Below are 14,780 nucleotides of genomic sequence, written 5' to 3' on the forward strand. Positions count from 1 at the left end.
GTATTTAGAGCGGTCCATAATTGTCAGTGTTTGCCAATAAAGCTGCGATAAATCGTGCGACTATCAACCTTTTTAAAAGAGTGCCCATTGTGATATTACGCCGCTATATGACTCAACAAGTTGCCTCAACGACCGCATTGGTTTTGGGGTTTTTAGTGGTGATGATGCTGGGCGGTCGTTTGATCCGTTACTTTGGTATTGCCGCAGAAGGCAATTTAGATATCAGCTTGTTATTTACCATCATTGGTTATAATTTGCCCTACTTTTTAGAGCTTATCCTGCCATTAGCATTTTTTATCGCTCTCATGCTGGTATTCGGGCGGCTGTATGTCGATCAAGAAATGGCGGTGATTAATGCCAGTGGGGTGTCGCGTGGTAAACTTGCCCGTTTGATGACGCCTTTAATATTGGCATTGTTCGTTGGGGAAGCGGCTTTATCTATCGTTGGTAAACCGTGGGGCGTAGGCTCATCGGAAAGTGTCTGGCAACAGCAGGCATTGACCAGTGCTTTTGATTTAATTCGTCCCAATCAGTTTATTAGTAGCGGCAATTATCACCTCTATGTGGGCAGTTTGAGTGATGATAAAAAACAATTGCAAGATGTGATACTGATTCAATCTGAGCCTGAAAAAAAGGGTGGTGCCGCTAAAAATAATACTGCTAAAGAGGCTGCCGTCGATGTTAAAAACACCATCGATCCCGAAACAGCTGAGCAATTAAATATTTCAGACATGCCAAATATGCCAACTGCGATTACTAATAATACCAATATCAGCAAAGATACCATTACCCTCGCCAAACGTGCTGAGCAAGTTGATACGGGCGATAGCGGGGTGACGCAATTGGATTTGTTCCAAGGTCGGCGTTATGAAGTCGGTGCGGGCAGTCTTAAGTACAACCAGGTGGGCTTTGATCGTTACCGCATTACCTTGACCGAATCCTCAAAAGAAGTCATCACTGAAGATAATATCGAAACGCAAGCGATTGGACCATTATGGCAAGCCGCGACGGGTGGTACAGCAAATAGTGGCAACTCGCTGCGTGTGGCACAAAGTGAGCTTGGCTATCGTTTGGCATTGCCGTGGTTGATGATCATTGCACCAATGCTCGCTGTACCACTGGCGCAAGTACGTCCGCGCCAAGGTCGCTGGTTGCGCCTATTTCCTTCTATTTTATTGTTTGTCAGCTGTGCACTGGGTATCATTTCACTCAAAAATGCTGTTAGCAAAGGCAGCGTGAGCGTCTGGGCATATGCGTGGCTCATTTTAGTTTATGGCATTGGCGCTTTATATGAATTGGGGCAGCCGTGTGCAGCATCGATTACGCTTTCGAAAACCGAAGAACACGCCTTTAACGGTTGCCGATCATCAGAGCAGTGGCTCACAAGGAGGGCAGTCCTAATGAGTGTCTTATCTTCTAAACCATCCAATCCTGACTCGCAAAACGCTCATGCTAAGCGTGCTCGCAAACCTGCCAAACTAAAAGTGCTGAGCCGTTACGTCAAGCTGAACGCTTTGCTCGCAATCGTCGGAGCTGTCATAGGCTTATGGCATTACAGCTGGTATTCTCTTATTTGTCCGAGCTGGATTCGTTAGATGATAGCTATACGATGGGCGAGGCGATTAAGTATATTTTTTATCGCTCGCCTTATTTTTTAGAGCAATTTATTCCCACTGGCGCATTGCTAGGTGCAGTGGTCGGCTTGGGCTTGCTTGCCAATAAAAGTGAGCTGGTCGTGATGCGTGCCGCTGGCGTCAGCGTTTATCGTATCGTCGGTTGGGTATTGCAGCCTGCTTTGATTTTTGTGTTGCTCGCATTGATTATCAATCAGTTCGTGCTGCCGCACTCTAATCAATTGGCAAAAGAAATCAACGACGAAGACAGCAGTTCATTGGTCACCTCGGTACGCGGTTATTGGACGTTGCAGCCACGCTTTGAGAGTACAAAAGACGGCAGTGCCAAGCCAGATGGTAGCGATATTTTGTATATCGATTATGCTGATGTGCAAGGTAATATCGGCGAAGTTAAACGTTGGCATTTAGACAATAATGGCAATCTGCAAACGGCCATTCACGCTGAGGGTGGTCGGTATATTGGTCGTGAACCTGTTAATCCTGCCAGCAGCAAACCGAGCGAGCAATATCGCTATGAGTGGCAGCTGAACAACATGACCAAGCTGATGATTAATCAGGCTTTGAGAGTAGCCAAGCCATCTCACCGTCAGATACTTTAAGTCTACCCTTTGCCCCTGAGTCGGTATATCTGCTTACCCGTAAGGCCGAAGATTTGTCATTGACTCAGCTGTATGAGCATCGTCAATTTATGCGCCAACAAGGCACGCGCTCGTTAAGTCATGAGCTGGCTTTTTGGCAAAAACTACTGTCACCGTTGTCTATTTTGTCATTGGTGATTGTCGCCTGCTCATTCGTCTTTGGCTCATTGCGGACGCATAGCTTAGGCTTGCGTATCGTTGTGGCATTATTGTTTGGCTTGCTGTTTAGTTACGTGCAAGACTTGGTTGGCTTTATCTCATTGGCGACTGGATTTTCGCCGTTATTAATGGTGATATTACCGATTATCGCCAGTGCGATATTGGGTGGCTATTTGCTCAAACGGCAGATGTAGCCAGATATCATTTGCCATAAAAAAGCCCGCTAGATCATGACGATTTAGCGGGCTTCTTTGATTATACAGCTTTTAATACATAAGCTTTAGCTTTTACAGCTTAGTCTTTGGTCGCCATGGTAATCGTATAGGTTTTGCCTTGTTTGATCTTTTCACTATTGCCAAACACTTCGGTAAACGAGCGCTTCATAAACTGACGTAGGCCATTGATTGTCACCACATAAAAACGTCCACCTTTACGCATACGAGCATAGGCATCGAGGAAATATAAATAATGCTGCTCTTTACCTACTTTGGCTGGCAAGTTTGACATCACAAGGCTAAAGTCTTTGTCTTTTGCCACGTGATTGAAGCCATTTGATAAATGCACATCGACGTTTTTCAGACCGTTTTTCTCACAGTTACGGCGCGCATATTCGACTGCCATAAAGTCTTTATCAATCAACGTATGCAGACCATTTGGACATTCACGCGCTGCCGTCATACCGAGTACGCCATAGCCACAGCCCAAATCAATCGAGTCGTCATCCGCTTCAAAATCAATATAATCAAGCAGCATCAAGCTACCGTCATCGAGCTTTTGCGGTGAAAAAATGCCCCACGTGGTCGAAAAATCAAATGGCTTGCCCAGTACGTCTTGGCGAAAATTAATGTCTTCGCGCCAATGTTGGGCGTTTTTCAATAGGTCAGCAGGTGGTCTATGGCTCATGAGATTCTCGGATAATAGATAAGTAAAAGGTGGTACGCGATGGAATAAAACAGCGTACACATTATGATGGGTATTGTAACGAGAAAAGAGGGAGTTTGCAGCATGCTATTGATTCGATAGACCAAAAACCTAGGCTATATACTGATTTTGTAGTGTAAGATTGGTTGATAGAGATATAGCCTATGAGATTATTATGAATACAACAGAGAAAGGCAATAAATTTGAAGATAAAGTGTTATCACTTCTTATGAAAGATATCAAAAGTTTCAGCCTATCTATGGGTCATGAGAGTCATATAAAGGTTTTTAAAAAGAAAAAATATTATTCAAGGTTTCGTAAAGGGGATATAGAATTTGATATTGCTATCGAAGTATACAGAGATAAAAATATTCCAAATTATTCATCATTAATACTTGTTGAGTGTAAAGATTATAAAACAGCGGTTGGCGTTGATCAAATAAATAAGTTTTTACAAGATGTTAGAGATCTAAGTGAAGGCAGTTTTACTCATGGTTTGAAACCAATAATGGCGGTTAGCTCTAGATTAGCGAAGTCAGCTTACAATATAGCATTAGAAAGGAATGTTGGTTTAATTAAGATAAGTGATACAGATGGTTTAAAATGGGTTTTAAATAGAAGCTTTGACAAATACGGTGTCAACCAAGCTCTTAGCTCAAAGGACATATTTGTACATAGCGACCAACCAAATTATTACAATTCTAATTGGTTCTTTTATTCTCAAAATAGATGGTTTAGTAGTTTTAAGGATTATTTAAGAGACATCACTGGACAAAAGGACGAATGCTCTAAGTCTCAAGTAGTATGTTTTTCTAAAGATACTCTGGAGAATATAGCTAAAGAAATACTTACAAAAATTGAGTACCTAGATGGCGTTGTTTGTCTATCTGACTTACTATCTTACGAGGTATTAAAGAGCGTAAAATTATATAAAGACGTTATTCCCTCTGTACATGAGAAGAGCCTACTCGGTAGAGTTGATTTTAAAAGTAATGAAATTTTTATATACAAAAAAGAAATTGAAGATGAAAAAAGAGATAGATTCACTCTTGCACATGAATTGTCGCATATCCTATTAGGACACAGTCAATATTTGGATAAAGATTCATTTGAAGAACATGACTTAGCTAGTATACAGGTTTTAGATAATTCTATGGTTGCAAAGCTTGAGTTTCAAGCGAATTACTTAGCAAGCTGTTTATTGATTCCTAGTGAGCAATTAGCAAAAGCATTTTTAAAGATATATTCTGAGTTAGGATTAAAAAGAAGAGGTGTGTTCTGGATTTATTTAGATAACCAGCCCGAAAATAAGATGATAGCTAATAATGTTGTTAGCAAGCTGGCTCGTTACTTTGATGTTTCAAAAAGTGCTATTAAAATTAGATTAATAGGTTTTGGTCTACTTCATGACGAAAGATTGAAAGTAATTTAACCTCTCGGATGATGCTCAGCATGCAATTTCTGCAACCTGGCCGTCGCCACATGGGTATAAATCTGCGTGGTGGACAAATCACTGTGCCCTAGTAATAACTGCACGCTACGCAAGTCCGCGCCATGATTCAGTAGATGCGTGGCAAATGCGTGACGCAGGGTATGCGGTGATAACTCTTTATCGATACTGGCAACTTTAGCGTATTTCTTAAGCAAATACCAAAAATTCTGCCGTGTCATGTAGCCACCTTGCGCCGTCAAAAATACCGCTTGGCAATTTCCTGACTTTAAATGTGCAATCAAATCACCACGAGCATGCGTTAGATAGTCTTCTAACGCATCGCTAGCATATTCGCCTAGTGGTACCAATCGCGTTTTATTGCCTTTCCCCGTGATTTGTAGCCAGCCAGAGTTTAGATTCACTTGCTCTAATGAGAGATTAATCAACTCGCTCACCCGCAGACCGCAGGCATATAGCACCTCTAACATGGCTTTATCACGCAGTCCGAGCGCGGTGCTGGTATCAGGCGCGGCAAGGAGATTATCGACATCTGCTTCTGCTAAGTCTTTGGGCAATGGACGACCAAGCTTTGGGCTTTTGATACGCTCGCAAGGATTGTCTTCACGCAGATTACTGGCAATCATCCACAGATAAAACTGACGCAAGCTTGAGAGCATGCGTGCTTGGGTACGTGGTGTTTTGCCTTCTTGAGTCAAGGTTGATAAGCAGTGCAGCACGTCATCAGGCTGCCAGCGTGTCAGGGCAGTAGGATTGGTCAGCTCGCAAGAGCGCAGGTCGCGGACATACGCATTACGAGTACGCGTCGCTAGACCACGTGCCAGCATGGCTTGACGAAACTCAGTCATATAACTGGGTTCGTCATCTACTGCCAGCGCCTTAGGTTGGCGCTGTTGCACGGCACGATCACGGCTCATAACTCAGTACTCGATGGTTGAATGTTAGATAAGCGTTAAGCACCATAACGAGGTAACTTCAGCACTGCGCGCGATATGTAGCGGGTCTGTATCATCTTGACTGCGACCATGCTTAGGTTGGGTGTCCAGACGATATTTTACCGCCAATCCAGCATCGGCAAACAAGCTTAGTAACTCATCACGGGTGCGCAGTTGCAGGTGCTCAGCTAAGTCCGACATGATCAACCAAAGCTCTCCGTGCTTAGCTAAGTGCTGTTTGGCACCTTGTAGAACGCCACGTAGCATCGCGCTCTTGGCATCATAGACGGCGTACTCAAGAGACGAGCTTGGCTTAGCAGGTAACCAAGGCGGATTACAGACAATCAGATTGGCGAGTGGTGCATCAGTCGGATACAAATCGGCTTGCTGCAGTTGTACGGCAGGTAATTCTAAGCGTGTAAAGTTCTCATTGGCACAGGCCAAAGCACGTGGATTCAAATCCGTTGCGATCACTTGTGGAACACCGCGCTGCGCTAAGATAATAGCCAGCAATCCCGTTCCGGTACCGATGTCATAGGCGACATCATGGCTCGCTGGTAGCGGTGCATCGAGCAATAGCTGTACATACTCATGACGGGTTGGTGCAAAGACGCCATAATGCGGGAAAATTGATAAGCCTAAGCTGTCTATTGGGACGCCTTTTTCGCGCCATCCTGCTGCGCCAAGTGCGCCTTGCAAGTCACGAAACGACAACACACAAGACTCATCCATCGCCTTATCTAACGGGCCAAAAGCGGCTGTGCAGGCTGCACTGACATCGGGCGCACGGCGTAGTTGGCTGACATAACTGGCATCAAGCTCTAGTAGCAAACGGCTTAGTATGCGAGAACGTTGGGCTTGGAGTTGGCGCTGTTGATGAAAGAGGTTGGGAATTTCTTTAGAGTTGCTTGAATCAGGTTCTGTTGTAGATTTAGCCGCTTTTTTTGCTTTACGCAGCTCGGAGCGCTCATTGGTACGATCTATGCGACGACCGAGCGCTTGTAGCAACTGGCGTGCATTATGAAAATCACCGCGCCACAGCAGTGAGCTGCCTTCGCACGCCAAGCGGTAAGCGTCATCTGCGGTCGTTGTATCATCGACCAATACAATGCGCGCAGGTGGCATATGATTGCTTTCAGACAACCAAAGAGCATTACGTAGAATCTCGTTTTCTTGCCATTGTACATACTGCTTTTCTGTTTGTAACACGTAATAGCCTACCTTCTGTGAATGATAGTTTGCTTAGAATGCAAAGATATCTTTATATTGTTTATTGCGCTGTCAATCTTCTGCTGTGATCAATGCTTTGCTGCGGTCACTTGAGTGCATTTAAGCGCTTTTTTTCTTAACCAGATAACGATAAAGCGTGGCGCTGATTGGTGCATCTTCATCGCCAGCGACCATTATTTCATCGGGATCGACGTTTAGATTTACATTTTCAGCAAGCGTTTCTTGCTGCACAAGCTCATGTCCCAAATGACGACAAAAATTAGGAATGTCACGAGTGGTGGCTGGGTCGGTGGCGAGTATTTCAATCACCTCGCCAGCATCAGCGTTACGGATGGTTCGATGCAGCATCATGACAGGCTCAGGGCAAATCAGCCCTTGAGTATCTAAATGATGATTGATCGTCGTTTGTATGGTAGAAGTGCTCATAATAGTCATTTAAATCGATAGTATAAGGTAAAAGTTTTTTGCGTCATTTATAAGTATGCTTTACGTTTCTTCAGCGGTTTCAGTGTCTTTTTCTGCTTCTAGAAAATTAAAAAAGCGCTTAAAGCTCACTTTAAATAAAAACGCCACACCCAACCAACAGGATAGCCCCAACCATACGGTATCAGCGAATAATAAGCCACCAACCAATATGATGGTCGATACGCCAATGCTCATGGCAATCATCGACGCTTGGTTTAAGCGATAACGATAAATCACCAGCGCATCATAAATAGTAATAGGAATCGTAAGCGCAACCAAGGCATAGGGCAAGTTATAGAAAAGTTGATAAAGCAGTTGATTGTCATGAAAGGCTTTGATACTGGCAATGGTGCCAAAGACCATAAAGGCGAGAATAGCAGCATAAATGAGATAAATCGCTATTTGATTCGCTCGCTGTGCGCCTTTGATACGGGCGATGGCAAGCGGCGCAAAACCATGTTGCGATTTGTTTTGCAGGGAGTGGTCTGAGACAGTGGTCATAATAGTCAGGTATTTATCCGTGTAGAGTGGCGATATGTCAGAATTGGCAGTGTTTTAATTAAGAGTGTTTTAACAGCAGGTTTATCGCTGATTTAATCGGCTTTGATAGCGTCGATGGCGATACTGCTACTGGGATCAGCGAAATAAGTCGACATCAGAATGCAGGCAGAGATGTCGTCAATTGGATCGCGCTCATGCTTAATCCAACCATTCTCCCAAGCGATCTCACGCGCTGCCACTGAGGTTAGACGCTCATCACAAAGGCTCACGACCACTGGTAGATGCTGTTCCATGACCCTATGTGCTAGACGACGAGCGAATTTGTGCGCACGCTTAGACAGCATTGAGCTGCTGCCATCCATATTAAGTGGCAACCCAACCACCACTTTTGCCACGCCCCAGACTTTAATAATACCGAGCAGATTGTCCCAATCAGGCTGACCATTATTCATCGCTAAAATATCAAAGGCACGCGCAGTCTCGGTAATGGTGTTACCTAGCGCCATGCCCATCTTTTTTACCCCGTAATCGAGCGCCAAAATAAGATGAGCTTAATAGCGGGTTCCGCCACAGTAGTGTCAGCAGTTTCGATTTTAATGCTCGTATCAGACTCTACCATCATTATGCATACTTCCTATTTCTATTGGGCGTGATTCATTTAGCTTAACGGCTTTAATTTAAATGGATAATTTAACCATCATAACCAATCATTAAGCATGACCAATATCACTGCTAAGGTAATCAAAGTTAACGCCAATCTTATCCGCGGCAATTTGCCAGCGTTCTTCGAATGGCGTATCAAACAATAAATTCAGATCAGCAGGACAGACAAGCCAATCGCCATTATTAAGTTCCTGATCGAGCTGTTTTTTACCCCAGCTGGCATGACCCAAGCACAGCTGATAGTGACCAACGCCTTGACCTGCAGCGATACGCTTAAGGATATCTTGACTGGTCGTGATGCAGACGTTTTCTGAGATTGCAAAAGACGATGCCCACTCAGGCTGCCCCGTATGCAGCACAAAGCCAACCTCTGGATACATCGGGCCACCCTCTAATGCTACATCTTCCATCACTTGCGCATCCGTCACTTCAATGTCTAAATCTTCTAGCAGTTTACCCACGCGTGCCTGCTCTAATGGACGATTGACCATCAGACCAAGTGCGCCATGTTTATCATGACGGCAAATATAAATCAGCGCCTGCTCAAACCGTGGGTCTGACAGCTCGGGTGCCGCGATTAAAAAATGATGGGTCAAATTGGCTTTAGACATAGAGACAAACGCACCCTAATATTGAAGGTAAAATAACAGAAATGACACACCACTATATGGCGATACTGAGGTGAAAATCAACCAAAGCAAATATTTAGCGGTGATGAGACACAGCGCTGCACAACTGGTTGATGAATGACCAAGCCTTTATTTCACATCGGTCAATAAGCTACGCGCATGGTCGCGAGTGACGTCAGTGATGATCACACCGCCAGACATGCGTGCCAGCTCGTCGACTTGCGCGCTATCAGTCAGTATTAATAGCTCGCTTTCGGTCTGCTCGTCATGATGCTTTTGTACCAAAATATGCTGATGCGCTTGCGCTGCGACTTGTGCTTGGTGAGTAATGGCTAGTAGCTGCTGCGTCTGCCCAAGCGTGCGCAGTAGCTCACCGACACTTGCGCCGTACCGCCACTGATACCGACATCGACTTCATCAAAGACGAGCATGGGTTTGGCGGCATTATTATCGGCATTGGTTGCTTGCAGTACTTGCATCACCAGTGCCATTCGTGACAGCTCACCGCCTGAGGCAATCTTATGTAGCGGCTGCATCGGCATACCAACGTTGGCGCTAAATAATAAATCAATATCATAGCAACCTTGTGCATTATAGTAGCTCGGCTCGGCCTTCTTGGTAAAGACAAACTCGCAGCGGGCATTGGGTAGCGCGAGCGGTTGTAGTTGCTGCATTAATTGTTTGCTGACGATCGGCGCGGCTTTCGAGCGCTCTTTATTTAACTGAGTGGCGAATGCAAGATAGTCTTGCCATGCCTGTTCAATTTGCGCTGCCATCGCATCACTGCTTGGCTCGTTTTCTAGCTGCTCTAATTGCGCTTCCCAGCCTTTGCTTCATCGATTAAGTCGCTCGTTGGCAAGCTATGTTTACGTGATAAGCGATGTCCTAAGCTGATAAGACTGTCTAATGTCTGCAAACGCTCAGGATCAGGCAACTGTTGCTCAGCATAATCTGACAGTAAGCCTGTTACCTCTGTGATTTGTTGCTGTGCTAAATGTAGTTGCTCGGAGGCTTGCTCAAAGGTTTGGCTGACACTCATTTGGTTATCACAAAGCTTGATCGCTTGCCCAAGCAAGGTCATCACATCTGGTTCATCCGTGTCATTGTCGAGCAGATGCAAGCCATGACTGGCCTCTTGCATGAGGCGTCGATATTAGACAGCTCTTCGTGCTCTGCTTCAACTTCTGCATAATCAACCGCCAATAATGGCGCAATATCAGCAAGTTGGCTTTGCAATAGGTGAATACGGTCTTGGCGCTGAGCTCACGGCTCGCAATATCGTCAGCACGGCGTTTGAGCTGCTGGTAAGCTTGATAGCTACTGGCAGTTTGTAAAGCTAGCGACGTAATTTGCGCCATCTCGTCGAGCCATTGCACTACAAACTGCGGCTTGAGGAGCGCTTGCTGAGCATGTTGACTATGGATATTGACCAGCAATGCACCTAAGCTTTTGAGCTCTGCCAAGCTGACAGGCGTGCCATTTAACCACGCTTTTGAGCGTCCGCTATTGCTGAGCTGACGACGAATGAGGACTTCGGGTTCTTCTAATGGTCGATCATTTTTGGCAAACCAATCAGCAATGACGGTATTGTTTTCTACATCAAACTGCGCATAAATATCGGCTTGCGCCGCCCCGTGTCTGACCATCGCACTGTCTGCGCGCTCACCAACACATAAAGACAGTGCATCGAGTAATAGCGATTTGCCAGCACCGGTCTCACCCGTGATGACATTGAAGCCTTCAGCCACACTCAGCTCATGCTGAGCGATCAACGCAAACTGATGTAAAGTTAATGATACTAGCATCAATGCCTCTCATGACAGACAATAGACTTCATATACATCTCAAGAAGCCATATATAAAATAGGTAGATAAGGGAGTGAAATTATTCATTTAACCGTGTTAATGAGATAAATATTATAGGCAAATAGTATGGTGTTAAACGCGCTTAAATACAAACTTTCAAGCGATGTATAATAGATTTTATTGTTGGAAGATTACCATAAAACTGTCAAAAACTGGCTATGAGTCATCATCATAATATTCACAATATCAATCATTAAGGTGATTAAGCCTGTCAAAATGATGGTTGTATACTAAGCATGGTTGCGGATTAAACTTATAAAAATAGCCCAATTGTAGTGATCAGGTGCTGACTCAAAAAAGGTGAGTAAGTAAGTTTAAGATTCGCATCAAACAGCATTTTCCTAGTCGCTTTAACAAACTTTATAGATATAATGTGGTAGCATAATCTCACATAATGATAAACTCTTCTGATTGGATTAGTGCAGTGTAATATACGATAACGAGTCATAATTTTGTAAAATGATAGGCGTATAGTTGGAAGAGTATGCCACTCGGTCATTATTCTAAAGTATTTTCATAGAACCTGTGGCTAGCTTTAGCGCACAGATATCTAGTATAGAAGGATACAGTACGTAGTACAGAGGTGTCGGTTAACGATGCAACTCTGGCGGTACTCTAACCAATTACTTATTTTTTAGTTTCGTAATGATTATTTGATAAGGAAGCCACTATGACAGCGGCGCAATTTACTAATGTAACAGTCAATGCTCAAGCGACGGTATCTTATGATGGTCGTTGTTCAAGCCACACTATTATGTTCGAAGATGGTCGACATAAAACATTGGGCGTTATCTTGCCTTGTGATAATTTGGTTGAGCATTATCATTTTAGCACCAATACCTCCGAGCGTATCGAAATCACGGGCGGTGAGTGTGAGGTCAAAATTAATGGTGACGAAGAATTCAGCTATTACCGCGCTGGTCAATCATTCGTGGTTGAAGGCAATAGTGGTTTTAATCTGCGGACAGAAGAAATTGTTCAATATATTTGCCACTTAGAAGGGTAAGTTTGCTAAAGCTGTTATTCAGTGATTGATGACAGCAAAAAGCCTTTTACTCAAAAAAAGAAAAACCTTATCGGATTGGTAAGGTTTTTCTTTTTCTGCTGATATTATTTATATGCAGATATCCATTTATTGATACAATTACTGTCATCTCTTTTTATCGCCTAGTTTTTATCATATAGCGCGATACCCACTTTATAATCAATAGGCCTATTATGGCAAAACCTACCTATTTTTATGGCATTCATGCGATTGATGCCTTACTCGAATATCGTCCTTTAGATGGGCTAAGCTTGTTTGTGCAGCAAGGTCGTGAGACTGATAGCCATGTACAAGCGATTATGGCGCAAGCACGTGACAATGGTATCAGTATCCAACCCACGCAAAAAGACAAGCTCATGCAATTGTGTGGCAGCCCGCAGCACCAAGGTGTGGTGCTAAATGCGCGTCCTCTAGGCTTTGCTGATGAAGGCTTGCTTGCTACCATTGCTGGGCGTGACCAATGCTTATTATTGGTCTTGGATCAAATTACGGATGCACATAACTTTGGTGCTTGCTTGCGTACCGCAGTGGCGATGGGTGTGGATGCCGTGGTTTGTCCGAAACATCATGCGGCAAGTCTGACACCAACAGTGGCTAAAGTATCGGTCGGTGCAGCAGAGATGATGCCGATTATTAGTGTTACCAATCTGGCACGTACGCTCACGCAAATCAAAAATGCCGGGGTATTTGTGTTTGGTACGGCTCTTAATGCAGATGCCAAACCGATTCATGCCGCTGATCTGACTGGTAAAACAGCCATTATCATGGGTTCAGAAGGTGAGGGGATGCGTCGCCTGACTATGGAGAGCTGTGATGAGCTGGTGTATATTCCGATGTCAGGAAATGAGCATGGCAACCTTCAAAGTCTAAATGTGAGTGTTGCCACTGGTATGGCGCTGTATGAAGTCAATCGACAGCGTACTTTAGCTGCTGGGCAAGCTTAAGATATTCTTGGTGTAATGGCGCTAGTTGCACATACAGAGCCGCAAGATCACTTTCGTTGAGCACCACATCATCTGCATGACGATTACGCTCTTCGCGGCTCAGCTGATTCACCATGATGGCTTTGATTTTTTGTATACTTTGTTCGTCGCGCTGACTGGCACGCGCAATCTGCGTATCCTCGGTGGCATCCATTACTAAGATACGTTGGCATAAATTGGCAAGCCCTGCTTCTGCTGCTTCAATAAGTAAAGGCGCTGACAATATCACGTAAGGCGAAGTACTGGTTGCCAACTGTGCTTTTGCTGCTTCGCGTATCGCTGGGTGAGTGATGGCTTCTAACTCAATCAATGCCTCAGGATGTGAAAAGACGTGCGTTCTTACTGCCACTCGATCCATTGATCCATCACTATTCAAAACCCAATCACCAAATTTTTTCTGGATTTTGTGCAGAGTGGTGCTACCTTTAGCGACGACTTCATGGGCAATTACATCCGCATCGATAATGTCAATGCCTTGCTCAGCGAACCAAGCACTCGCAGCGGACTTACCACTACCGATACCACCCGTTAAGCCAACTACTAAGGTTTTGCTTTTCTTTTGAGGGGTCTGGGGCTTATGAGAATAAGGTGAAGATGCTTGTTTTGACATAATAATGACTTATCTGCTCGATATAATGACAGTGATGGTTATAAGCTAAGAAAGTATTTTGGTGTCTATTTTAAGATTTGGTATCTGCTTGAAAAGGAGCGACCGAAATACTTTCTAGGACAATTTAGTAAGTATACATGCCGAGATACCAGTTGACGATATCTGAGCCATATAATAAAGCAACAATACCAGCGATAGCGATATAAGGACCAAAGGCAAACGGCTTGCTTTCACCCTGTTTCTTCATCAAAATAATCCCAACGATTGAGCCTAATAGAGAAGACAATAAAATAATCAATGGCAACATCATGGGTCCAAGCCAAGCACCTAATACTGCCAATAATTTGAAATCTCCCTGCCCCATACCATGCTTTTTAGTGATTAGATAAAATATCTTAACCACTATCCACAATGACAAAAATCCTAGCAATAAGCCCCAAATTGACTGGGTAGGTGAGACAAACCAGCCTTGTGAATTCACTGCTAATCCTAAACCTGCTAATGGAAAGGTCAAGCGATCAGGCAGTAATTGGGTATCAAAATCAATACCGGTTAAGGCAACCAGCGTCCATACCAAAATCATGGCCGACAAGCCAGCTGCAGTTACGCCAAACTGATAAATGACTAATACTGACAGTAGGGCTGTTGCTAGCTCGACTAGTGGATAACGCAGTCCAATCGCAGCTTTACATTCTGAGCAACGGCCACGTAGTATTAACCAGCTAATTAACGGTATGTTTCGTACCACTTTATTTTGTGGGCGCAATGAGGGCAGCGTGAGGCTGGTCGACTCAAAGTAATCGGCTGGTCAGCTGCTACGATATTTGTTAGGGGCAGAGTGTGTTCGCGAGGCATGTCTGCTTGTTCTGACATAAACTGGCTGCACTCTTGTCGCCAACTATAAACCATCATCAGCGGAATACGGTGGATCACCACATTTAAAAAACTGCCAACACAAAGACCTAATAGGCCGAATATGCCTAAAGCGATAGGCATATTATCTTGTAATAACTCTATAAATTGCATGAACAAGCTGTCCTTTAAATAGCTT

Annotated in this window: 13 protein-coding genes and 3 pseudogenes; 6 read left to right on the forward strand and 10 right to left on the reverse strand. The window is 44.2% G+C overall.

The window, feature by feature from the left end:
* Window positions 1-107 precede the first annotated feature (107 nt).
* The 3 genes from TT12_RS10965 to TT12_RS18575 are packed head-to-tail and all read left to right on the forward strand — an operon-like array spanning window position 108 to window position 2,625.
* A complete protein-coding gene (locus tag TT12_RS10965; RefSeq protein ID WP_243443617.1) occupies window positions 108-1,595 on the forward strand; it encodes an LPS export ABC transporter permease LptF in 1,488 nt (495 codons plus the stop codon).
* Window positions 1,547-2,233 carry an LptF/LptG family permease gene (locus TT12_RS18570; protein ID WP_279378884.1) on the forward strand — a complete coding sequence of 229 codons (687 nt, stop codon included), beginning with the start codon at window positions 1,547-1,549 and terminating at the stop codon, window positions 2,231-2,233. Before TT12_RS10965 ends, TT12_RS18570 begins: the two co-directional genes overlap by 49 nt.
* Window positions 2,234-2,262: 29 nt before the next feature.
* Window positions 2,263-2,625, forward strand: a complete 363-nt coding sequence (locus tag TT12_RS18575) for an LptF/LptG family permease (RefSeq protein WP_353511627.1) — start codon at window positions 2,263-2,265, stop codon at window positions 2,623-2,625.
* Between the two features lie 100 nt (window positions 2,626-2,725).
* On the opposite strand, the gene TT12_RS10975 is transcribed toward TT12_RS18575, so the two are convergent.
* The gene (locus TT12_RS10975; RefSeq protein WP_045454832.1) at window positions 2,726-3,334 is read right to left on the reverse strand and encodes a class I SAM-dependent methyltransferase; all 609 of its coding nucleotides are present in this window, start codon (window positions 3,332-3,334) and stop codon (window positions 2,726-2,728) included.
* Between the two features lie 193 nt (window positions 3,335-3,527).
* Between TT12_RS10975 and TT12_RS10980 the strand changes: the two genes are divergently transcribed.
* Window positions 3,528-4,784 carry an ImmA/IrrE family metallo-endopeptidase gene (locus TT12_RS10980; protein WP_201606000.1) on the forward strand — a complete coding sequence of 419 codons (1,257 nt, stop codon included), beginning with the start codon at window positions 3,528-3,530 and terminating at the stop codon, window positions 4,782-4,784.
* On the opposite strand, the gene xerD is transcribed toward TT12_RS10980, so the two are convergent.
* The 7 genes and pseudogenes from xerD to recN all read right to left on the reverse strand — a co-directional run bounded on the left by xerD (window position 4,781) and on the right by recN (window position 11,030).
* Entirely contained in the window at window positions 4,781-5,719 is a 939-nt protein-coding gene (xerD, locus tag TT12_RS10985) for a site-specific tyrosine recombinase XerD (RefSeq protein WP_045454840.1), read from the reverse strand. The genes TT12_RS10980 and xerD overlap by 4 nt on opposite strands.
* A gap of 24 nt (window positions 5,720-5,743) precedes the next feature.
* Window positions 5,744-6,946 carry a methyltransferase gene (locus TT12_RS10990; protein WP_045454844.1) on the reverse strand — a complete coding sequence of 401 codons (1,203 nt, stop codon included), beginning with the start codon at window positions 6,944-6,946 and terminating at the stop codon, window positions 5,744-5,746.
* Window positions 6,947-7,066: 120 nt separating this feature from the next.
* On the reverse strand, window positions 7,067-7,393 hold the full coding sequence (gene tusA / locus TT12_RS10995; RefSeq protein ID WP_045454911.1) for a sulfurtransferase TusA: 327 nt from the start codon (window positions 7,391-7,393) through the stop codon (window positions 7,067-7,069).
* 60 nt (window positions 7,394-7,453) lie between these two features.
* Window positions 7,454-7,933 (reverse strand): hypothetical protein, encoded by a 480-nt coding sequence (locus TT12_RS11000; RefSeq protein WP_045454847.1) that lies wholly within the window; start codon window positions 7,931-7,933, stop codon window positions 7,454-7,456.
* Between the two features lie 92 nt (window positions 7,934-8,025).
* Window positions 8,026-8,552, reverse strand: a pseudogene (gene ruvX, locus TT12_RS11005) (Holliday junction resolvase RuvX).
* A 91-nt stretch (window positions 8,553-8,643) separates the two neighbouring features.
* Window positions 8,644-9,207, reverse strand: coding sequence for a YqgE/AlgH family protein (locus tag TT12_RS11010; protein ID WP_045443003.1), 564 nt, complete (start codon window positions 9,205-9,207; stop codon window positions 8,644-8,646).
* A gap of 147 nt (window positions 9,208-9,354) precedes the next feature.
* Window positions 9,355-11,030 (reverse strand): annotated as a pseudogene (gene recN / locus TT12_RS15630) (DNA repair protein RecN).
* Window positions 11,031-11,761: 731 nt separating this feature from the next.
* On the opposite strand from recN, the gene ppnP reads away from it, so the two are divergent.
* Together ppnP and rlmB are read left to right on the forward strand one after the other, a co-directional pair.
* Window positions 11,762-12,097: a pyrimidine/purine nucleoside phosphorylase gene (gene ppnP, locus TT12_RS11030; RefSeq protein WP_045443006.1), complete on the forward strand. Its 336-nt coding sequence runs from the start codon at window positions 11,762-11,764 to the stop codon at window positions 12,095-12,097.
* Window positions 12,098-12,309: 212 nt separating this feature from the next.
* Window positions 12,310-13,080 carry a 23S rRNA (guanosine(2251)-2'-O)-methyltransferase RlmB gene (rlmB, locus tag TT12_RS11035; RefSeq protein ID WP_045454860.1) on the forward strand — a complete coding sequence of 257 codons (771 nt, stop codon included), beginning with the start codon at window positions 12,310-12,312 and terminating at the stop codon, window positions 13,078-13,080.
* On the opposite strand, the gene coaE is transcribed toward rlmB, so the two are convergent.
* Entirely contained in the window at window positions 13,043-13,729 is a 687-nt protein-coding gene (gene coaE / locus TT12_RS11040) for a dephospho-CoA kinase (RefSeq protein ID WP_045454863.1), read from the reverse strand. The two genes, rlmB and coaE, sit on opposite strands and share 38 nt — an antisense overlap.
* A gap of 124 nt (window positions 13,730-13,853) precedes the next feature.
* A pseudogene (locus TT12_RS11045) lies at window positions 13,854-14,755 on the reverse strand (prepilin peptidase).
* Between the last annotated feature and the right edge of the window lie 25 nt (window positions 14,756-14,780).

The sequence above is a fragment of the Psychrobacter sp. JCM 18903 genome (assembly GCF_000586475.1).
Lineage (GTDB): Bacteria > Pseudomonadota > Gammaproteobacteria > Pseudomonadales > Moraxellaceae > Psychrobacter.